23 protein-coding genes and 1 pseudogene are annotated in these 20747 nt (G+C 63.6%); 8 read left to right on the plus strand and 16 right to left on the minus strand.

Annotation, left to right across the window (positions count from 1 at the left end; all coding sequences use genetic code 11):
- Window positions 1–90 precede the first annotated feature (90 nt).
- Window positions 91–639, plus strand: a complete 549-nt coding sequence (locus tag IB272_RS12975; RefSeq protein WP_060586529.1) for a L,D-transpeptidase family protein — start codon at window positions 91–93, stop codon at window positions 637–639.
- 18 nt (window positions 640–657) lie between these two features.
- Here the strand turns inward: IB272_RS12975 and IB272_RS12980 are convergent, their stop codons facing one another.
- From IB272_RS12980 to rplS, 5 genes are all read right to left on the minus strand, one after another.
- Window positions 658–1194, minus strand: coding sequence for a histidine phosphatase family protein (locus IB272_RS12980; protein WP_034802788.1), 537 nt, complete (start codon window positions 1192–1194; stop codon window positions 658–660).
- A gap of 131 nt (window positions 1195–1325) precedes the next feature.
- On the minus strand, window positions 1326–2735 hold the full coding sequence (gene leuC, locus IB272_RS12985; RefSeq protein ID WP_060521449.1) for a 3-isopropylmalate dehydratase large subunit: 1410 nt from the start codon (window positions 2733–2735) through the stop codon (window positions 1326–1328).
- A gap of 242 nt (window positions 2736–2977) precedes the next feature.
- Window positions 2978–3799, minus strand: coding sequence for an amino acid ABC transporter permease (locus IB272_RS12990; protein WP_060586531.1), 822 nt, complete (start codon window positions 3797–3799; stop codon window positions 2978–2980).
- Between the two features lie 9 nt (window positions 3800–3808).
- Entirely contained in the window at window positions 3809–4618 is an 810-nt protein-coding gene (locus IB272_RS12995; protein WP_034802798.1) for a transporter substrate-binding domain-containing protein, read from the minus strand.
- A 126-nt stretch (window positions 4619–4744) separates the two neighbouring features.
- Window positions 4745–5263, minus strand: coding sequence for a 50S ribosomal protein L19 (gene rplS / locus IB272_RS13000; protein ID WP_043625625.1), 519 nt, complete (start codon window positions 5261–5263; stop codon window positions 4745–4747).
- A gap of 327 nt (window positions 5264–5590) precedes the next feature.
- On the opposite strand from rplS, the gene IB272_RS13005 reads away from it, so the two are divergent.
- A complete protein-coding gene (locus IB272_RS13005; RefSeq protein ID WP_060521571.1) occupies window positions 5591–6337 on the plus strand; it encodes a sulfite exporter TauE/SafE family protein in 747 nt (248 codons plus the stop codon).
- On the opposite strand, the gene trmD is transcribed toward IB272_RS13005, so the two are convergent.
- The 6 genes from trmD to IB272_RS13035 form a co-directional block, all read right to left on the minus strand.
- Window positions 6319–7011, minus strand: a complete 693-nt coding sequence (gene trmD / locus IB272_RS13010) for a tRNA (guanosine(37)-N1)-methyltransferase TrmD (protein ID WP_060586617.1) — start codon at window positions 7009–7011, stop codon at window positions 6319–6321. The genes IB272_RS13005 and trmD overlap by 19 nt on opposite strands.
- An 11-nt stretch (window positions 7012–7022) precedes the next feature.
- Complete coding sequence (gene rimM, locus IB272_RS13015; protein ID WP_034803120.1) at window positions 7023–7586, minus strand: ribosome maturation factor RimM; 564 nt, start codon at window positions 7584–7586, stop codon at window positions 7023–7025.
- Window positions 7587–7731: 145 nt separating this feature from the next.
- Window positions 7732–8094, minus strand: coding sequence for a 30S ribosomal protein S16 (gene rpsP / locus IB272_RS13020; protein ID WP_034802802.1), 363 nt, complete (start codon window positions 8092–8094; stop codon window positions 7732–7734).
- 37 nt (window positions 8095–8131) lie between these two features.
- The gene (locus IB272_RS13025; RefSeq protein WP_034802805.1) at window positions 8132–8467 is read right to left on the minus strand and encodes a chorismate mutase; all 336 of its coding nucleotides are present in this window, start codon (window positions 8465–8467) and stop codon (window positions 8132–8134) included.
- Window positions 8468–8481: 14 nt separating this feature from the next.
- Window positions 8482–10047 (minus strand): signal recognition particle protein, encoded by a 1566-nt coding sequence (gene ffh / locus IB272_RS13030; protein ID WP_034803123.1) that lies wholly within the window; start codon window positions 10045–10047, stop codon window positions 8482–8484.
- 255 nt (window positions 10048–10302) lie between these two features.
- On the minus strand, window positions 10303–10785 hold the full coding sequence (locus tag IB272_RS13035) for a MarR family transcriptional regulator (RefSeq protein ID WP_060586533.1): 483 nt from the start codon (window positions 10783–10785) through the stop codon (window positions 10303–10305).
- A 294-nt stretch (window positions 10786–11079) separates the two neighbouring features.
- On the opposite strand from IB272_RS13035, the pseudogene IB272_RS13040 reads away from it, so the two are divergent.
- The 6 genes and pseudogenes from IB272_RS13040 to IB272_RS13065 all read left to right on the plus strand — a co-directional run bounded on the left by IB272_RS13040 (window position 11080) and on the right by IB272_RS13065 (window position 17272).
- Window positions 11080–11872 (plus strand): annotated as a pseudogene (locus tag IB272_RS13040) (MBL fold metallo-hydrolase).
- Window positions 11873–11964: 92 nt separating this feature from the next.
- On the plus strand, window positions 11965–12876 hold the full coding sequence (gene dapF, locus IB272_RS13045; RefSeq protein ID WP_060521573.1) for a diaminopimelate epimerase: 912 nt from the start codon (window positions 11965–11967) through the stop codon (window positions 12874–12876).
- Entirely contained in the window at window positions 12873–14147 is a 1275-nt protein-coding gene (mtaB, locus tag IB272_RS13050; RefSeq protein WP_060586537.1) for a tRNA (N(6)-L-threonylcarbamoyladenosine(37)-C(2))-methylthiotransferase MtaB, read from the plus strand. The genes dapF and mtaB overlap by 4 nt, the downstream gene beginning before the upstream one ends.
- Before the next feature lie 18 nt (window positions 14148–14165).
- A complete protein-coding gene (gene ftsY / locus IB272_RS13055; RefSeq protein WP_060586539.1) occupies window positions 14166–15941 on the plus strand; it encodes a signal recognition particle-docking protein FtsY in 1776 nt (591 codons plus the stop codon).
- A 108-nt stretch (window positions 15942–16049) separates the two neighbouring features.
- The gene (locus IB272_RS13060; protein ID WP_089044390.1) at window positions 16050–16682 is read left to right on the plus strand and encodes a septation protein A; all 633 of its coding nucleotides are present in this window, start codon (window positions 16050–16052) and stop codon (window positions 16680–16682) included.
- Window positions 16683–16687: 5 nt separating this feature from the next.
- Window positions 16688–17272 (plus strand): DUF2585 domain-containing protein, encoded by a 585-nt coding sequence (locus tag IB272_RS13065; RefSeq protein WP_060586621.1) that lies wholly within the window; start codon window positions 16688–16690, stop codon window positions 17270–17272.
- A 261-nt stretch (window positions 17273–17533) separates the two neighbouring features.
- On the opposite strand, the gene IB272_RS13070 is transcribed toward IB272_RS13065, so the two are convergent.
- The 5 genes from IB272_RS13070 to ccmA all read right to left on the minus strand — a co-directional run bounded on the left by IB272_RS13070 (window position 17534) and on the right by ccmA (window position 20620).
- Complete coding sequence (locus tag IB272_RS13070) at window positions 17534–18142, minus strand: DsbE family thiol:disulfide interchange protein (RefSeq protein ID WP_060586541.1); 609 nt, start codon at window positions 18140–18142, stop codon at window positions 17534–17536.
- Window positions 18139–18315, minus strand: coding sequence for a heme exporter protein CcmD (gene ccmD / locus IB272_RS13075; protein WP_082566526.1), 177 nt, complete (start codon window positions 18313–18315; stop codon window positions 18139–18141). Before ccmD ends, IB272_RS13070 begins: the two co-directional genes overlap by 4 nt.
- Window positions 18312–19082 (minus strand): heme ABC transporter permease, encoded by a 771-nt coding sequence (locus IB272_RS13080; protein WP_192444452.1) that lies wholly within the window; start codon window positions 19080–19082, stop codon window positions 18312–18314. Before IB272_RS13080 ends, ccmD begins: the two co-directional genes overlap by 4 nt.
- 164 nt (window positions 19083–19246) lie before the next feature.
- Window positions 19247–19906, minus strand: coding sequence for a heme exporter protein CcmB (gene ccmB, locus IB272_RS13085; protein ID WP_034802831.1), 660 nt, complete (start codon window positions 19904–19906; stop codon window positions 19247–19249).
- A gap of 63 nt (window positions 19907–19969) precedes the next feature.
- Window positions 19970–20620: a heme ABC exporter ATP-binding protein CcmA gene (gene ccmA, locus IB272_RS13090; protein ID WP_060586543.1), complete on the minus strand. Its 651-nt coding sequence runs from the start codon at window positions 20618–20620 to the stop codon at window positions 19970–19972.
- Window positions 20621–20747: the final 127 nt, after the last annotated feature.

Genomic DNA, 20747 nt, shown 5'->3' on the forward strand with positions numbered 1-20747 from the left:
CAAGCGAACCAGCGTTGCTACCTCTTTATATCCGTAACCGTGCTTATGGTGCCCCCCAAATCACGGGCAAAGCAAAAATCCGTGAGAATGATGCTCAAGAAAACGTCGGGAAGAAGACCAGCCAAATCTGTCATCACCGTGCGCGCCGCACCGCGCGATCGCAAGCGAGCACTTGTCTCGTTCGACGGCCGCGTCGAGCAGGCCGCCATCGGGCGAAGTGGCATTACCAGCCTGAAGCGCGAGGGCGATGGCGCCACGCCACGCGCCGCGATGAAGCTGATCGGCGGCTATGTCAGGCGCGACCGCCTCCTCCTGCCGCCGACGCCGCTGCCGACCCGGACGACGCGCACGGGCATGCTGTGGTGCGACGCGACACGCCACGCGCTCTACAATCGCCCGGTCAAGGCACCCTTCCAGCCGAGCCATGAGGAGATGATGCGTGACGACGGGCTCTACGACATCTGCCTGGTGATGGACTGGAACCTGCTCGCGCGCCGGCGAAATGCCGGTTCGGCGATCTTCTTTCACCTGATCCGGCCGGGCTACGAGCCGACGCAGGGCTGCGTCGCCGTCAGCCTGCCGGCGATGCGTCGGCTGATCCCGCATATGCGCCGCGGCACCGTCGTGAAGGTAATCTGACCTCGACGTCCGATCGGCTCAATCGAGCGAACGCGGCGTGACGAAGCGCGCGAGCCTGGCCCCGCCGGACAGAAGCTCACGCCAGCCTGTCGCTTCGAATTCAAGGACGGCAAGCGCCGCCGTCGGAAACTTGTCCGCCATGCGCATACGCAGATCCGCATCGCCGGAACCGACGAGCTCGTGCGCCAGGTCCTCCATGCCGGGATTGTGGCCGACGATCAGCAGCGTCCTGATGGCCGGGTCGGTTGCACGAAGCACGCTGAGGATCTGGGCGGCCTCCACCTCATAGATCGCCCGGGTGTTTTCGACCGTGATGCCGGGCGGCAAGGCAGCGGCTACCAGTGTCCAGGTCTCCTGCGCCCGTTTCGCGGTCGAGACGAGGGCGAGATCCGGCACGAGCGCATGCCGAGCCATATAGCCCCCCATCAGTGGCGCCGCCTTGCGGCCTCGCTCGCCGAGCGGTCGGTTGATGTCGGCAACGCCGTCCGGCCAGGCGGACTTGGCATGGCGCAACAGCAGCAGACGGTAGCGTTGCACAGGCAGATCGTCGCTCATCCCATCGTTCTCCCCAATGTGCCTCGGCCCGCACAGCTTAACCCATTTCAGGCGCGCGGGCGGGGAGAGCGCCAAATAAAAAAGGCCGCCCCGAAGGGCGGCCATTGACGCCGGAAAAGCTCAGACCCGGCCTATTTCCATTCGCGGATATCGACGAAATGACCCGCGACCGCAGCGGCTGCCGCCATCGCCGGCGAGACCAGATGCGTGCGGCCCTTGAAGCCCTGACGGCCCTCGAAGTTGCGGTTCGATGTGGAGGCGCAACGCTCGCCGGGCTTCAGCCGGTCGTCGTTCATCGCCAGGCACATGGAGCAGCCCGGCTCGCGCCAGTCGAAGCCCGCTTCGCGGAAGATCTTGTCGAGGCCTTCGGCCTCGGCCTGTTCCTTCACGAGGCCGGATCCCGGAACAATCATCGCCGAAACGGTCGAGGCGACCTTGCGGCCTTCGACCACCTCGGCCACGGCCCGGAGGTCCTCGATGCGGCCGTTGGTGCACGAGCCGATGAAGACGCGGTCGACGGCGATGTCGGTGATCTTCGTGCCCGGCTTCAGGCCCATATAGTCGAGCGCGCGCCACTTGGAGGCCCGCTTGTTCTCTTCCTGGATCTCATCCGGATTGGGAACGATGCCCTGAACCGAGATGACGTCTTCCGGCGACGAGCCCCAGGAGACGATCGGCGGCAGGTTGGCGGCGTCGAGCACGACGACGCGATCGTAATGCGCGCCCTCGTCCGTGTGCAGCGTCTTCCAGTAGTCGAGCGCCATGTCCCAGGCCTTGCCCTTCGGTGCGCGCGGCTTGTCCTTGATATAGGCGAACGTCGTTTCGTCAGGCGCGATCAGGCCGGCGCGGGCGCCGCCTTCGATCGTCATGTTGCAGATGGTCATGCGGCCTTCCATCGACAGCGAGCGGATCGCTTCGCCGGCAAACTCGATGACGTGGCCGGTGCCGCCGGCAGTGCCGATCTCGCCGATGATGGCGAGGATGATGTCCTTGGCGGTGACGCCCGGCGGCAGTTGGCCGTCGACGCGCACCAGCATGTTCTTCGCCTTCTTCTGGATCAGCGTCTGGGTCGCGAGCACGTGCTCGACTTCCGACGTGCCGATGCCGTGGGCCAGCGAACCGAAGGCGCCATGTGTCGAGGTGTGGCTGTCACCGCACACGATGGTCATGCCCGGCAGGGTGAAGCCCTGCTCGGGGCCGACGATGTGCACGATGCCCTGGCGCTTGTCGTTTTCCGAGTAGTATTCGACGCCGAAGTCGGCGGCGTTCTTGGCGAGCGCCTCGACCTGGATGCGGCTTTCCTCGTTCTTGATGCCGAGGTGACGGTCGGCCGAAGTCGGAACATTGTGGTCGACGACAGCGAGCGTCTTTTCAGGCGCACGGACCTTGCGGCCGGCCATGCGCAGACCTTCGAAGGCCTGCGGACTCGTCACTTCGTGAACGAGGTGACGGTCGATGTAGAGAAGACAGGTGCCGTCGTCCTGTGCGTTGACCAGGTGATCGTCCCAGATCTTGTCATAGAGGGTACGCGGTGCGCTCATGGCGGTATATCCATCGAGTTTTCAAAAAAGTAGGAAAGCCGGCGGCAAGGCGGCCGGAAGCACTGATCAGGAGATCAGGATAGGCGGCTTGTAAGCGCCCCGTGGACGCGCGCAAAGAAGCGTGCCGGCAGGCGCTTGTGGTCCTGCAGCACGACGATTTTCTGCTCGCTACATCCGAATTTGGATTCCATGGCCGTGTTCATATCAATTTTCTGACAGGTCGGCAATTGCCGGAAACGGACTCAGCGCTGCTCCGCGCGCCTGAGCCGCCGCTCCAGCCCCCGCAATCCCAGCGACAGACCGATGGTCAGCACGAGATAGACATAGGCAACGATCGAATAGGTCTCGAAGAAGCGAAAGGAGCCGGAGGCATAGACCTTGCCCATCTGCGTGATGTCGGCGACGCCGAGCACCGAGACGAGCGAACTGTCCTTGACCATGGCGATAAAGTCGTTGCCGAGCGGCGGCAGGATCACGCGGATCGCCTGCGGAAAGATGACGAGACGAAAGCGCTGGTAGCGTGAAAGCCCGAGCGCCTTAGCGGCTTCGACCTGCCCCTTGTCTACCGAGAGGATGCCCGCCCGGAACACTTCGGCGATGAACGCAGAATAGCCGATCATCAGCGCCAGGATCGCCCGCCACATCAAGGAGATGTCGCGCACGACAACCGGCTCCATCCAGCCGGCGCTAATCAGCGGTGCTGAGATGAAATTGGCCGCGACGACGAGCCCCGGCGCGCCGACGAAGGCAATGTAGAACAGAAGCACCAGGATCGGCACGCCGCGGATGACTTCCGTATAGAAGCGGGCGATCTGCCGAAGGGACGAGTGCTCGGAGAGCGCCATCAGCGCGATGCCGAGGCCGAGCGTCGTCGCCAGCACGAAGCCCATGAGGGTCACGAAGACGGTGACGCCAAGGCCCTTGAAGACGACGGTGAAGACTTCCGAGAAGATGTCATTGCTGATGATCACGGCGGCGAGCGCCACAGCGATCGCAACAAGGGCGACCAACCACCAGGGATAGTCGCCCTTGCCAGACATGTCTGAAGATTGTGGAGCGGCCATAGCCTGCTATCAGCCGCCCATCTTGTATTCGAGGAACCACTTCTTATCGAGGGCGTCGAAGGTACCGTCTTCCTTCAGCGCCTTGATCGCGGCGTTGACCGGAGCCACGAGATCCGAGCCCTTCGGGAAGATGAAGCCGAAATCCTCGGTGCCGAGCGGCCCACCGACGACCTTGAGCTTGCCTTCGGAGGAATCGACATAGCCCTTGGCGGCGACGCTATCGGTCAGGACCACATCGACGTCGCCGGCCTTCAGCGCCTGAACGGTCGCGCCGAAGGTCTCAAACAGCTTGATGCGCGGGTTCTGCTCGTTGCCGTCGAGCATTTCGTAGACGGCGGTGTAGAACGGCGAGGTACCCGGCTGTGCGCCGACGAGACCGTCGGCAAAGGCGCCGAAGCTCTTGCCATCGTTGAAGCGGGCCTCGTCGCTGCGCACCAGCATGAACTGCTGCGAGCGCATGTAGGGGTCCGAGAAATCGACCTTTTCCTTGCGGTCGTCCTTGATGGTGATGCCCGTCATGCCGATCTGGTACTGACCGTCATGCACCGCCTGGATCATCGCGTCCCAGCTGGTGTTCTGGTATTCGACCTTGAAATTCAACCGCTTGGCGATCTCGTTCATCGCGTCGTATTCCCAGCCCTTGGCTTCGCCGGACTTCGGATCGACAAACTGCAGCGGCGGGTAGGCGTTCTCCGTGACGACGACGACCGTCTTGCCGCCGAGGTCAGGCAGGTCGGCGGCCAGCGCCGGTGCAGAAAACGCAAAAGGTGCTGCAAGTGCGGCTGCGATGCCCGCAAGCACGTGGCGACGGATTGTCATTGGAGGAGCTCCCGAAAAGTGTGGCAGCGGAAAATGTCACAAATTCCGTCGAAAAGACAAGCGGATAGTACCAAAAAAGAAAGGCGGCCGAGGCCGCCTTTCCAACAATCCCTAGGGATTGAAATGTTATTCTGCTGCGGCTTCCGCTGCTGCCTTTGCTTCGGCGGCTTCGGCTGCTGCCTTCTCGGCGGCGAGCGCCTGAGCTGCTGCAACCTTTTCAGCCTCGATGCGTGCCTTTTCCTCGGCAATCGCCTGACGCTCGGCTTCGTTCAGCTTGCGGGCGCGCGTGCCGGTGTTCTCGACGATACGAGCCGACTTACCGCGACGGTCGCGCAGGTAGTAGAGCTTGGCGCGACGGACCTTACCGCGGCGAACCACTTCGACGCTCTCGACGAGCGGAGAGTAAACCGGGAATACGCGCTCGACGCCTTCGCCGTAGGAGATCTTGCGAACGGTGAAGCTTTCGTTGATGCCGCCGCCCGAACGAGCGATGCAAACGCCTTCATAGGCCTGGACGCGGGTACGGTTGCCTTCGACAACGCGGACGTTGACGCGGAGCGTGTCGCCTGCGGAGAATTCCGGGAGCGTGCGCTTGGCGGCGATCTTGGCGGCCTGTTCGGCTTCCAGCTGCTGGATGATGTTCATCGGTCTAACCTTTCAAGTTCTTCTGAAACAGCCAGAGCGCTCTCGATGAACCTGTCGGGCCAGCCTTCAGGTCTTGCCGGATACCGGCAGGAGCGGATTCGCCATTCTTTGTTTTGGTCGACGGGCATGGAACCCGAACCGGGGCGGCACTTACACCAATCGCACTGCCTTGTCATCCCCGAAGGCCATAATTTCTGAGGCATCCGCGCCAGGAAAGCCGAATTTATCAGAAAATACGCAAACACGCGCGTGATGATTGTCCGATGCAACGGACTTGCGGCCGGCACAACCACCGGCTATCCCGAGCATGAGGGGTCGGGGGAGACCATGAACATCTTCGAAATACTCATGCTGTTTGCGGCCGGCTTCCTGTCCGGCGTCGTCAATGCCATTGCCGGCGGCGGAACGTTCCTGACCTTCGGGGCGATGACGCTTGGCGGTCTCTCGCCAATCGTCGCCAACGCGACCTCGTCGATCATCCAGTTTCCAGGCTACATCACCTCGGCGCTCGCCTATGCCAAGGAGATCCGCGCCGACAAGCGCTATGCGATCCTGCTCGGCGTCATCTCCGCACTTGGCGGTCTGGCCGGCGCGCTGCTGCTCATCTCGCTCTCCAATGCCTCCTTCCGCGCGCTTGTGCCCTGGCTGCTGCTGGCGGCAACGGCGATCTTCGCTGCCGGGCCGCTCCTGAAGCCCAAGGCCCGCGTCGACGAGCATGCGATCAATCCGGTCGGCATCGGCGCCCAGTTCGTCACCTCCATTTACGGCGGCTTCTTCGGCGCCGGCATGGGCATCATGATGCTGGCAGTGCTGGGGCTTGCGACCGGCGGCGGCTATCACCGGCTGAACGCGCTCAAGAACTTCATCTCGATCGTTATTGCCGCGATCGCCATCGTCGTCTTTGCCGCCGGCGGGGTCGTGTCCTGGCTGCACGCGGCAATCATGGTGCCAGGGGCCGCCCTTGGCGGCTACAGCGGCGTCTGGGCAGCAAGACGCGTGCCGCAGGCGGTCATCCGCGCGCTGGTCGTCGCCGTAGGCCTGCTGCTTGCCGCCTATTACTTCTTCACGGGCTGATTAAGAAGATCGGGCCGGCGCTCGGCGGTCAGCCGCCGCGCCTCCGCCTCGCGCCATTTGGCAATGGCGCCGTGATTGCCCGAGGTCAGCACTGCCGGGATTTCGCGGCCTTCGAAGACCTGTGGGCGGGTGTAGTGCGGATGCTCGAGCAGCCCGCCTTCGAAGCTCTCATGCACACCCGAAAGCTCGTTGCCCATGACACCCGGCAGGATGCGCACCACGGCATCGAGCAGCGTGAGGGCCGCCGGCTCGCCGCCCGAAAGAATATAGTCGCCGATCGAAACCTCTTCGAGGCCGCGGGCGTCGATCACCCGCTGATCGACACCTTCGAAGCGGCCGCAAACGATGACGACGCCGGGGCCGACGGCGAGTTCACGCACCCGCTCCTGTGTCAGCGGTCGGCCACGCGGGCTCATCAGCAATCGCGGCCGATCGTCGTTCTCCGAGACACGATCGATCGCGCGCGCGAGCACATCCGGCTTCAGCACCATGCCGGCGCCGCCGCCAGCCGGCGTGTCGTCGACAGTGCGATGCTTGTCCTCGGCGAAATCACGGATCTGCACCGGCTCGATCGACCACTGGCCACGCTCGAGCGCCTTGCCGGAAAGCGAGGCGCCGAGATGGCCCGGAAACATTTCGGGATAGAGCGTCAGGATGGTGGCGCGAAACGTCATGGCCGCAACGCTCACTTGCGCTTCGCGGAAAACGGGCTACCCGGATCCTGGTCCTTGTCGTCGGTCAGGCCGGCCGCAACCGGATCGACCAGCAGCCGCCCCGCTTCCAGATCGATCTCCAGCACCGACCATTCGGTAAACGGGATCAGCACCGGACGTCGGCCTGGCCCCTTCAGCTCAAGGAGATCGCCGGCGCCGAAATCGAAGACACCGCTGACCTTGCCGTAGCTCGTGCCATTGCCGTCGATCGCTTCCAGGCCCTCGAGATCGGCATAGAAGAACTCGTCCTCGTCGAGATCGTCGTCGGGCAGGTTGTCGCGCTCGATGAACAGGTCGAGGCCGTTGAGCGCCTCGGCGGCATTGCGGTCATTGACGCCGCGAAAGCGAACGATGACGACGTTTTTCGCCTCGCGAATCTCCAGCACCTCGAACACACGGCCGTCTGCGCTGTGCAGATTGCCATACTCGCCGAGCGCCGTCGGATCATCGGTAAAGGACTTGACCCTGACCTCGCCGCGCAGGCCCTGCGCCGCGCCAATCGTCGCCATTAGAACCGGGTTTTCGAGTTTGCTCATCGTCCGCGTCCGTTTCGGTATATCTCGGTGCACATAACGGAAAACGGGCGGCATGGAAATGCCACCCGTTTCCTTAAGTCACGGCCAGCCGGAGAGCTGCGTCGGCAGATGACCGCCGATCACTCTCCGGACCGTTCGCCGGCTGTTATTCAGCAGCAGCAGCAGCGGCGTCTTCAGCCTTCTGCTTGGCTTCAGCAGCGCGCTCCTGAGCCTTCTTGCCCGGGGCACCCTTGGTCGGGTTGCTGCGAGCCGGGCGCTTTGCGAGACCGGCCTGGTCGAGGAAGCGCAGAACGCGGTCGGTCGGCTGGGCGCCCTGGGCGATCCAGTGGTTGACGCGCTCGGCGTCGAGCTCGACGCGCTTTTCGTCGTCCTTGCCGAGCATCGGGTTCCACGAGCCGATCTTCTCGAGGAAGCGGCCGTCACGCGGGCTGCGGGCGTCGGCAACGACGATCTGGTAGTAAGGACGCTTCTTGGAACCGCCACGGGCGAGACGAATTTTCAGTGCCATTTGAGTAACTCCTTGCAGGCTTTCTTGACCGCTTGGTTCAAGCGGAATGGTTTGTGCCGGCGTTGCCCGCGGAATGCGAGCGATCGGCGGCGATGGCTTCATGATGCCGGATGACTTCCTTGATGATGAAGTTCAGGAACTTCTCGGCGAAATCCGGATCCAGATTGGCATCCTTGGCCAGGCGGCGCAGGCGTTCGATCTGGTATTCTTCGCGCGCCGGGTCGGCCGGCGGCAGTTCGTGCTTGGCTTTCAGAACGCCGACTGCCTGGGTGCAGCGGAAGCGTTCAGCCAGCATGTGGACGAGCGCGGCATCGATATTGTCGATCGACTGCCGGTAGCCCGCCAATTCCTTTTTGATTTCGGGATCAATCATCTTTTAAGCGATCCTCACTTCTTCTTCGGCAGGCCGGGAAGGCCGGGGAAGCCGCCACCAAGACCCGGAAGCTTGGCGCCACCCAGACCTGGCAGGCCACCGCCGCCAAGGCCAGGCATACCGCCCGGCTTCAGACCGGCGGCTTCCGCCTGCTTCTGCAGGGCTTCGAGCTGCTTCGGGTCGAGCTTCGAGAGATCAGGCATGCCGCCGCCACCGAGGCCGCCAAGGCCCATCTTGTTGGCAAGGCCGCCCATCATCTGCTTCATCATGCCGCCTTTGCCCTTACCGCCCATCATCTTCATCATGTCCGCCATCTGGCGGTGCATCTTCAGAAGCTTGTTGATGTCGGCGGCATCGGTGCCGGAACCGGCGGCGATGCGCTTCTTGCGCGAGTGCTTGAGCAGATCCGGGTTGGCACGCTCGGCCTTGGTCATCGACGAAATGATGGCGAGCTGGCGCTTGAACAGGCTGTCGTCGAGGCCGGCCGCGGCCATCTTGTCCTTCATGCCGGCCATGCCGGGCATCAGGCCCATGATACCGCCCATGCCGCCCATCTTCTGCATCTGGCCGAGCTGGTCTGCAAGGTCGTTCAGGTCGAACTTGCCCTTGGCCATCTTGGCGGCCATGGCGGCCGCCTTCTCGGCGTCGATGTTCTCGGCAGCCTTCTCGACGAGCGAGACGATGTCGCCCATGCCGAGGATACGGTCGGCGACGCGGCGGGGGTGGAACTCTTCGAGTTCGCCCATCTTTTCGCCGACGCCGATGAGCTTGATCGGCTTGCCGGTGACCGCACGCATCGACAGCGCTGCACCGCCACGGCCGTCGCCGTCCATACGGGTGAGCACCAGGCCAGTGATGCCGACGCGTTCGTCGAAGTTGCGGGCGAGGTTGACGGCGTCCTGACCGGTCAGCGCATCTGCCACGAGCAGGATTTCATGCGGATTGGACTTCCGCTTGATCTCCGCCATCTCGATCATCAGCGGCTCGTCGATATGGGTACGGCCCGCCGTGTCGAGAATGACGACGTCGTGGCCGCCGAGCTTGGCAGCCTGAACGGCGCGCGCAGCGATATCGGTCGGCGACTGGCCGGCAATAACAGGCAACGTGTCGACGCCGGTCTGCACGCCGAGCTGGCGCAGCTGCTCCTGGGCTGCTGGACGACGCGTGTCGAGCGAAGCCATCAGGACCTTCTTCTTGTCCCTGGTCTTCATCCGGCTGGCGATTTTGCCGGTGGTCGTCGTCTTACCGGAGCCCTGCAGACCGACCATCATGATGACGACTGGCGCCGGCGCATTGAGGTCGATGGTGACGCCCTCGGAGCCGAGCATCTCGACGAGCTGGTCATGGACGATCTTGACGACCATCTGGCCGGGCTTGATCGACTTCAGGATCTCGGCGCCGACGGCCTTTTCACGAACCTTTTCGGTGAAGGAGCGCACGACGTCGAGCGCGACGTCGGCTTCGAGCAGCGCACGGCGAACCTCGCGGAGCGCAGCGGAAACATCGGCTTCCGACAATGCGCCGCGGCCGGTCAGTCCATTCAATATGGAACCAAGGCGGTCCTGGAGGCTCTCGAACATTCTCACTTCCTTCTGGTTTCCGGTGGCGATGAACTCGCCGGAAACGTGGGTTCCTTCGCGCAGAAAACAAGGCGCAAAGCCAAAAACCACCCGAGGGCGCCACGCGCTGTCGGGTGTTGACCTCCGGGTTCTCTTTATACCTTTACGGGACCCGGTCGGTGGCTTCGAAGACTTGAGCTTGCGAAGGAATTGGCGCGGATAAACAGGAAAGCGCGGCAAAAGTCAAGGACGGCAGGCAAATGAGGCGCTTTCGGCTCAGAGCGCCTCGTCCTTGCCGGCGTCGTCGAGTTCGCCAGCCAGCTGCTCGAAGGCGGTCGACACCCGCGTCATCACCCGAAGTGCGGCCACCACTTCGGTCTGGTTGATATCGCCGAGCAGGGCATGCAGCAACTCCACCTCGCGGCGATGGATTTCCGCGAACAGATCACGCCCGGCCGCCGTCGGCGCGCAAAGATAGGCGCTGCGGTGTTCCGGGTTCGGCCGTCTTTCCAGCAACGTCTTGTCCATCAGCCCGTTGACGACCCTGAGCACGAACTGCCGTTTCATCGACAGGCGCCGTCCGGCTTCCGGCACCGTCAGCGGCGTTTCGCAAAAAAGTTCGAGAACCGCCCGCTCCGCCACTGATATGCCGGCACAATCGAGCATATGTTCTGCCGAGCGCTGCATATTGAGATGGATGGAGCGGACCAGCTTCAGGGTCTTGTAGAGACGTTCTTGCGGGTCGAATCGAACGAGCATGAAACCACGATAGCAATCCAGTTGCTGTCTTCAAGAATTTATTAAACCTTGACCTTTCAACCAAGGCGAACCGCCCGGATGAAGACACGCAATCCCTATTACCAAGGTCCCGTCACCGATCATTTCGACGGCACCAGGTTCTTCAATCCCGACGGCAAACCGCCCAAGGGCGCGGCAGATCTCCTGCGCTGGCAGTTCGGCAGCGGCAAGGTGCGCTGGCCCGCGCACAATCCAAGCCCGTTCGCGCCGGTGAAGCCTGAACTCAGCGTCGAAGGCGATCGCCTGCGCGTGACGATGGTCGGACACGCGACGCTGCTCATCCAGGTGCATGGGCTCAACATTCTCACCGACCCCGTCTGGTCGCATCGCGCCAGCCCGTTTGCCTTTGCCGGCCCGCAGCGCCGCAACGCGCCCGGCATCGAACTCGACGACCTGCCGCCGATCGACATCGTGCTCGTCACCCACAATCACTACGACCACCTCGATGTCGAGACGCTGGCAGCCCTTCACGAGGAACATGCTCCCCGCATCGTCACGCCGCTCGGCAACGACGCGATCATCCGCCGTTCCCGACGTCGAGATCGACATGGTCGACTGGGGCGACCAGCTCGATTGCGGCGATGACGTCATTCTTCACGCCGAGCCCTGCCACCACTGGTCGGCGCGCGGCTCGCGCGACCGGCGCATGGCGCTCTGGGCCGCCTTCGTCGTGGAGACGCCGGCCGGCAAGATCTACCACGTCGGCGATACCGGCTTTCACGACGGCATCAACTATCGCGCCGCCCGCGAAAAACACGGCGCCTTCCGCCTCGCCAACCTGCCCTTCGGGGCCTACGAGCCGCGCTGGTTCATGCAGGACCAGCACCAGAACCCGGAGGAAGCCGTGCGCGGCATGGTCGATTGCGCCGCCGCCCATGTCGCCGGCCACCATTGGGGTACGTTTCGCCTGACCGACGAGGGCGTCGAAGAGCCGCGACAGGCGCTGGAACGGGCGCTCGATGCGGCGGGCATCGCCCGCAGCCGCTTCCGGCCGCTTCGCCCCGGCGAAATCTTCGATGTACCGACCGGCGGCGAGGGAGCCGAATAAAGGCGGCACTGGTATTTTCCGGGCTTTTCCGCCATATACAGCCCGAATGAAGGATGGCCCGCCCGGAGCGGGCCCGTTTGGACAATCGCGACATGACCGACAACGTGCAATTTGCCAGGATGAACGGGCTTGGAAACAAGATCCTCGTCGTTGACATGCGCGGTCGGAAGGATCGGGTGACGCCGGCCGCTGCGATCGCGCTCAATGCCGATCCGGCAACCGCCTTCGACCAGATCATGGCGATCCACGACCCCAAGGCTCAGGGCACCGACGCCTGGATCGATATCGTCAATTGCGACGGCTCCATGGCCCAGGCCTGCGGCAACGGCACGCGCTGCGTCGTCCAGGCGCTGGCCGCCGAAACCGGCAAGAAGGCCTTCACCTTCCAGACCATTGCAGGCATCCTCAACGCCACCGAGCATGAGGACGGCACGATCTCGGTCGACATGGGCAAGCCGGTCTTTGCCTGGGACAAGATCCCGCTTGCCGAGGAATTTGCCGATACGAGCCGCATCGAACTGCAGATCGGACCGATCGACAATCCCGTCCTGCACTCGCCCTCGGCCATGTCGATGGGCAATCCGCACGCCGTCTTCTGGGTCGACAAGGACCCGATGTCCTTCGATCTCGATCGTTTCGGCCCGCTGCTCGAAAACCATCCGATGTTTCCCGAGCGCGCCAACATCACGCTGGCGCAGGTGCTTTCGCCCTCGTCGCTGCGCACCCGCACCTGGGAACGCGGCGCCGGGTTGACGCTTGCCTGCGGCTCGGCGGCTTGCGCGGCTGCGGTCAGCGCCGCGCGCACCGGCCGCACGGGCCGCAAGGTGGTGATCGACGTCGCATCAGCCCCTGCCCCGGCAAAGCTCACGATCGAATGGCGTGAGCACGACGATCATGTCGTCATGACGGGACCTGCCGAATGGGAATGGTCCGGCACGCTGAACCCGACGACCGGAACCTGGCAGCGCGACGAGGCCGAAGCGGGCGGAGCCCGGGCGCTTTGAGCGGCGTCGAGGTCATAACCTTCGGCTGCCGTCTCAATACCTACGAATCCGAAGTGATGAGGGCGGAAGCCGAAAAGGCGGGGCTGAACAACGCCATCCTCGTCAACACCTGCGCCGTCACCGGCGAGGCCGTGCGCCAGGCGCGCCAAGCGATCCGCCGTGCCCGGCGCGACAATCCGCATGCCCGCATCATCGTCACCGGCTGCGCCGCCCAGACCGAAAAGGAGACCTTTGCCGAAATGGCCGAGGTCGACGCCGTGCTCGGCAACGAGGAGAAGCTGAAGAGCGCCTCCTATCGTTCACTGCCGGATTTCGGCGTCTCGGCGGAAGAAAAGCTGCGGGTCAACGACATCATGAGCGTGCGCGCCACCGCACCGCAGATGGTCAAGCACATCGATGGCCACGTGCGCGCCTTCATCCAGGTGCAGAACGGCTGCGACCACCGCTGCACCTTCTGCATCATCCCCTATGGCCGCGGCAATTCCCGCTCCGTGCCGATGGGCGCCGTCGTCGACCAGGCGCGCAGGCTGGTCGAGAGCGGCTATTGCGAGATCGTCTTGACCGGCGTCGATGCCACCAGCTACGGCGCCGACCTGCCGGGCACGCCGACCCTCGGGCTGCTGGCGAAGACGCTTCTGAAACAGGTTCCGGAAATCCGCCGCCTGCGGCTTTCCTCGATCGACGGCATCGAGGCCGACAAACACCTCTTCGACCTGATCGCCGACGAGGCGCGCTTCATGCCGCACCTGCACCTGTCGCTGCAGCATGGCGACGATTTGATCCTGAAGCGCATGAAGCGCCGTCATTCGAGCGCCCACGCCCGCGCCTTTGCCGATCAGGTCCGGCGCTTGCGCCCCGATATCAGCCTCGGTGCCGATATGATCGCCGGCTTTCCGACCGAGACCGAAGAGATGTTCGAAAATGCCGCGAGCCTCGCCGAGGACTGCGGCATCGCGCATCTGCACGTCTTTCCCTACAGCCCGCGTCCCGGCACGCCGGCGGCACGCATGCCGCAGCTCGACCGGGCGCTCGTCAAGGATCGTGCCGCGCGGCTTCGCGCCGTCGGCGCGACGCTCTACGCCCGCCACCTCGAAGGTATGGTCGGCAGCGAGCAGACGATCCTGGTCGAGAACAACGGGCTTGCCCACACACAAAACTTCACGCTCGTCGACGCGGCTGACCTGACGCCCCGTGCGCTTGTCCCGGTCTCAATCACCGGCCACAATGGCAAGCATCTGACGATGCAGGTAAAACAGATGGCTGCGGCCTGATTTATGCGGAATTCCTGAATGGCAATGGGTTTCATCAAGAGGATCTTCACCTTCGGCAAGGGCGCGGTGGAGGAAACGAAGCCGCCGGAAGGTGTACCGGAGGAGACGATCGTCTCTGCGCCCGAAGTCGAGGCGCAGCCGGAGCCGAGCGCCGAGGCGGTCGAACCGCCTGCCGCCGTTGCCGAGGCAGAGATCGTCGAAGAGAGCCCGGAAACCGCCTTCGAACCACCTGTCGACATCGAGACCCTGCCGTTGTCCGACGACGATCCGGTGCTTGAGGCCGAGATCGAGACGGCCGGTGGCCCGGCCTCCGACGACGCCGAAGAGCTGGCGCGCGACGAAGCCGCCCCGGTCGAAGCTGTGGTAACGCCGGCCGAGACTGAAGCCGCGATACCCCCCTCTGTCCCTTCGGGACATCTCCCCCTCAAGGGGAGAGAGCAGACGGAGACCGAGGCCACAGCTGAGGAAACAACAGCTGCCACCGAGACTGCGGCGCCTGTTGCGCACAAGGAGCCTGCTCCCTCCGATGAGATCATCGTAGCCTCCCGCGAGGCCGAACCCACGGCAAGCGACGTCACGACTGCCGAAGCAGACGAGGTCACGCCAACCGAAACGCTTGCTTCCGAACTCGAGAGCGAGCCCAACGTGATCTCCGCCCCTGTGGGGGAGATGCCCGGCAGGGCGGACGGCGGTGAAGCCGCAGCCCTCCGCGAAAGCATCGAGACCGCAGAAGCCAACGCAGCAGATGCCGCCACTGACGTCGCGCCGACCGAGACAGCCGAGGCCGAGCCCACTGCTACGCCCGCTTTGCCCAAGGGCTTCTCCGCCACAGAGCGCAAGCCCAAGGAAGAACCCGTCGCCGCGCCGAAGGAAAAGCTCAGCTGGTACCAGCGCCTGCGCCGCGGCCTCGCGCGCACCTCATCGCAACTGACCGGCCAGATCGCCAGCCTGTTTACCAAGCGCAAGCTCGACGAAGCGACGCTGCAGGATCTCGAAGACCTGTTGATCCAGGCCGACCTCGGCGTCGAAACGGCGATGCGCATCACCGACACGCTCGCCTCGGAACGCTACGGCAAGGATGTCTCGGGCGAGGACGTGTCGCGCATCATGGCCGGCGAGATCACCAAGGTGCTTTCGCCCGTCGCCAAGCCGCTGGAACTCGATCTCAGCCACAAGCCGCACGTGATCCTGGTGGTCGGCGTCAACGGCACCGGCAAGACCACGACGATCGGCAAGCTCGCCGCCAAGCTTTCCGGCGCGGGCCTGAAAGTCATGCTCGCCGCCGGTGACACCTTCCGGGCCGCGGCGATCGAGCAGCTGAAGATCTGGGCCGAGCGCACCAACTCCGAAATCGTCTCGTCCAAACTCGGCGCCGATGCCGCTGGCCTTGCCTATGAGGCTTTCCAGCAGGCGCGCGAGAAGAAGTCCGACGTCCTGATCATCGACACCGCCGGCCGCCTGCAGAACAAGGCGGAACTGATGGCCGAACTCGAAAAGATCGTGCGCGTGCTCGGCAAACTCGATCCGGATGCGCCGCACACCGTGCTGCAGACGCTCGACGCCACCACCGGCCAGAACGCGCTGCAGCAGGTGGAGATCTTCCGCAACGTCGCCGGCGTCAGCGGGTTGATCATGACCAAGCTCGACGGCACGGCGCGCGGCGGCATCCTCGTCGCCATCTCCGCCAAGCACAAGTTGCCGGTCTATTTCATCGGCGTCGGCGAAGGGATCGACGATCTCGAGCCGTTCGAAGCCAAGGATTTTGCCGAGGCGATCGCCGGCGTTGCCGCCTGACGGGGCGATCGGGCCTGCGCGTAGTTACGCCGGCCCGTTGCCTTGATATGGTTTTGCCGCAAAGCTGGTGTTATGAGCAGCAGGTACATGCAGAAACAGGACCCCCAGATGTCGTCGATCGAGGCTGCCAAGCCGCAGAAGGAAGTCAGCCCCTTGCTCAAGTTGGTGCTGGAGCTTGGGCCGCTGATGGTCTTCTTCTTTGCCAATTCGCGTGGCGAATGGTTGGCCGGGCATTTTCCGGCGCTCGCCGAACTCGGCGGTCCGATCTTCATCGCCACCGGCCTGTTTATGGCCGCGACCGCAATCGCGCTTGCCGTCTCTTGGGTGCTGACCCGCACCCTGCCGATGATGCCGCTGATTTCGGGCATCGTCGTCTTCGTCTTCGGCGCGCTGACGCTCTGGCTGCAGAACGACACCTTCATCAAGATGAAGCCGACGATCGTCAACACGCTGTTCGGCACGATCCTGCTCGGCGGCCTGCTGTTCGGCAAGTCGCTGCTCGGCTACGTCTTCCACTCCGCCTTCAAGCTGGATGAGGCCGGCTGGCGCAAGCTGACGCTGCGCTGGGGCCTGTTCTTCCTGGTCCTCGCCGTGCTCAACGAAGTGGTCTGGCGCTCGTTCACGACCGATTTCTGGGTCGCCTTCAAGGTCTGGGGCACGATGCCGATCACCATTCTCTTTACGCTCGCCCAGATGCCGCTGATCATGAAGCACTCGCTTGACCAGGAGAACGCCGAGTGAGCACGATGCTCGAGGAGAATGACAGCCGCAACCGGCACGCACTCCTCTGGCTCGCCGCCTGTTTTGCTGTTCTCATCATCCAGATCGTCACCCAGCATCTGATGGGTCGCCTCTGGATCTGCGAATGCGGCTACGTCAAACTGTTCGAGCCCGTGGTCAAATCCAGCGGCAACTCGCAGCATATCGCCGACTGGTACACACCGTCGCACATCATCCACGGCTTCCTGTTCTACGGCCTCGGCCATCTGCTCCTGCGCGGCAAGCCGCTGACGGCAAAGCTCTTCCTTGGGACCGTGATCGAATCCGCCTGGGAGATCGCCGAAAACACGCCGATGGTGATCAACCGCTACCGCTCGGCAACGATTTCGCTCGACTATTTCGGCGACAGCATCCTGAATTCGACGATGGATACACTGGCCATGGCCGCCGGCTTCCTGTTTGCCGCCCGCATGCCCGTCTGGTTGACCATAACGGTCGCCATCGTCTTCGAGCTCTTCACCGGCTGGCTGATCCGCGACAATCTCACGCTCAACGTACTGATGCTCGTCTGGCCGCTGGATGCGGTCAGGGACTGGCAGGCGGGGATTTAAGCGGGCTTCGGTCGCCGTCGCAGCCCCTCATCCCGCATCCGCGACTTTCTCCGGCAGATGGGGCGAAGGGACTTGAGGCACTCACTTCATTCCACGACTGCCCGGCAGGGAAAGCACGGTTTTATGCCGTCGATGCGATGCGAGAGTTTAGGGCTACCGAGCGCTACGTGTCTTCTTCGCCCCGCTTGCGGGCAGAAGGAGCCGACAGGCGGATGAGGAGCAAATCCCTACCATCCGAATGAGAGCTAATGCCGGGAGCGGTTACGAACCCGCAGTCGCCTTTTCGATCGCCGGCAACAGACCCGTCTTCACGCTGTTTTCGTCGAACGGGCCGACGCGCTTGTAGAGGATCGTGCCGTCAGCGCCGACGAGATAGGATTCCGGAATACCGTAGACGCCCCAATCGATCGCCGCCTTGCCGCGCGGGTCGACGCCGATGGCGGAGAAGGGATTGCCGAGTTCGCCGAGGAACCTGAGCGCGTTTTCGTTCTGGTCCTTGTAGTTGATACCGACGACGGTCAGCCGCGGATCCTTCGACAGTTCCAGGATGAAGGGATGCTCCTGCCGGCAAGGCACGCACCAGGAGGCCCAGACGTTGACGAGCGTCAGCTTGCCGTTGATCGCCGCATCGGTCAAAGCCGGCATCGGCTGGCCATCGCGCGTCGCACCTTCGAGCGCCGTCATGTCGAGTTTCGGCGCCTTGGTGCCGATCAGCGCGGAGGGGATTTCGCTCACGTCCTTGCCGGAATTGAGCTGGCTCCAGAAGATCGCCGCAAGCCCGGCGAAGATGACGAGCGGCAGCGCCGCCAGCACGAAACGCATGGGGCCGGGTTTGCGCTCCTCGTTACCCGGAGCGGGTGCGTTGCTCATCGTGTTTCTCCGGAAGCCGGTTCGGCCGAGCGCCGGCGGATGCCTGCGGCTTCGAGTTCGGTGAGTTCACGCCGGCGGGCACGACCGTCGAGCACGACCCAGGCAATCAGACCGAGGACCGTCAGCGTGGCTATTCCATAGCTCGTGAAAACGTAGGCGGCGTGGCTCATCATTGTGCGCGGGCTCCCCGTCCGGCAGCACGGGCCGCAAGGCGCCTGAGCGCCGTGACGCGCCGGCGCAGGATTTCGTTGCGCATGGCGGCGATGTGCAGCGTGAAGAACAGCAGCGTGAAGGCGATCGCCATCACGATCAGTGGCCACAGGAACTCCGGATCGATCGTCGGTCCGTCGAGCCGCATGACGCTCGCCGGCTGATGCAGCGTGTTCCACCACTCGACCGAGAACTTGATGATCGGGATGTTGACGAAGCCGACGAGAACCAGAATGGCCGAAACCTTGGAGGACCGCGCCGGATCGTCGATCGCGCGGTTGAGCGCCATCAGTCCGAGATACATCAGGAACAGCACGAAGACCGAGGTCAGCCGCGCGTCCCAGACCCACCAGGTGCCCCACGTCGGCTTGCCCCAGAGCGAGCCGGTGACGAGCGCCAGGAAGGTGAAACAGGCGCCGATCGGGGCTGCCGCGCGCGAGGAGACGTCGGCAAGCGGATGGCGCCAGACGAGCGTACCGAGAGCTGCCAAGGCCATCACCGAATAGCACATCATCGACAGCCAGGCCGCGGGCACGTGCACATACATGATGCGCACCGTTTCGCCCTGCTGGTAATCACCTTCCGTCGTGAAGGAAAGCCAGACGCCGGCAACGAAGAACAGCGCCGTCAGCCCGGAAAGCCAGGGCAACAAACGGTCGGCCAGCGCCAGGAACCGCGTCGGGTTGGCGAGATCGCTGAATTTGCGGATGGCCAGGCTGTTTTCGCTCATGGTCGCTCTTTAGCGCTTAAGGCGCCCGCCTGCAATTGATCCGCGTCAATCGCCCGATCACGATCGAGTTGGAACGCGGATCATAAATGTTATCGATCTGAACAGCTTAGCGACAAATCCATGGGAATGCCGCAAACACTTTCGCCCGTTCTGGCCCGATTGCGTCAATCGGACGCGTGCCGAAGTGCTGCGGCGGCGGCAACCGGGCCGATGACGGCGAAGAACAGGGTGATTGCCGCAAGGATCATCAAAGGTGGCAGGAACGGCGCCGGATCCTCGATCGCCGCATAGACAGCGCTGACACCGAAGATCAGCACCGGGATCGCCAACGGCAGAACAAGGATCGAAACCAGCAGCCCGCCACGCGGCAGCGACACGGCAACGGCCGCCCCCACTGCACCGATGAAGGTGATCGCCGGCGTGCCGATCAGAAGCGTCAGCATGGTGGCGCCGATGGCGATCTCGCTCATGTTCATGAAGAGGCCGAGCAAAGGCGAGGCGATCACCAGCGGCAGGCCGGTCGCCGCCCAATGCGCCGCACATTTGACGAAGACGGTGAAAAGCAGCGGCGTTTCCTGCATCAGCATCAGGTCGAGCGAGCCGTCGTCGCGCTCCGCCTGGAACAGCCGGTCGAGGCCGAGCAGCGAGGCGAGCAGCGCGCCGATCCACAGGATCGCCGGACCGATGCGCGAAAGCAGGTTCAGGTCGGGACCGACACCGAAGGGAATGACTGCCACCACAGTCATGAAGAAGAGCACGCCGATCATCGCCCCGCCGCCGGCGCGGATCGACAGTTTGAGATCGCGGAAAAAGAGCGCGATCATAGCGGCAACCTGCGGATCGGCACGCGCGCGTTTTCCGGCAATGGGCTTCCAGGCATTGCGACCCTATGCATCATGCCAGCGATCTCCTGCCAGATGCTCGAACCCCGTCATGTGCAGCTCCTTCGTGCGGTCGAGCCCGAGTGGCTGGTGGGTCGCCGCAATGACGATGCCGCCTTTGCCAAGATGCGCCTTCACCAGATCGGCAAACAGCCGGTCGGCGCCGGCGTCAAGCGCTGCGGTCGGCTCGTCGAGGATCCAGATCGGGCGATAGGCAATGACCAGCTTGGCCATCGCCATGCGCCGCTGCTGGCCGGCCGAGAGATAACCGAAGGGCAGATGGGCGATATCCGGCAAGCCGACCGCTTCGACCGCCTCGGTGAGCGTGGCGCCGCGCCCCCCGGGCGAATCACCCATGAAGTCTCGCCAGAAGGAAAGATTTTCCGCGACGGTCAGTTCGCGCTTCATCGCGTTGCGGTGTCCGAGATAGTGGCTGAGCTCGGATGGATGGGCGATTTCCGGGGGGCCATTCTCAAGTTTCAGGTGCCCGCTTTCGGGCCTCAACAACCCCGCAAGAACCCGCAGCAAAGTGGACTTGCCGGAGCCGTTCGGACCCGTCACGACAAGGGCTTCCGAGGCGTCGAGAATAAAGGAAATATCGTTAAAAATCAGGTCCTCACCGCGCTTCGCGCTCAACCCTTCAGCCATGAGGCGCATGAATTTTCAGCTTCCCTTCACTCTCTTTGTCGCAGGGCAAAAAAAAGTCCCGTTTCGACCTTCGTTGCTCTGGCACGTTTTGGAGAAATTATCTATAAGGCGGCCAACACGCCAGCGGTCGGCGTGA

The organism is Ensifer sp. ENS08 (assembly GCF_014852195.1).
Lineage (GTDB): Bacteria > Pseudomonadota > Alphaproteobacteria > Rhizobiales > Rhizobiaceae > Ensifer > Ensifer adhaerens.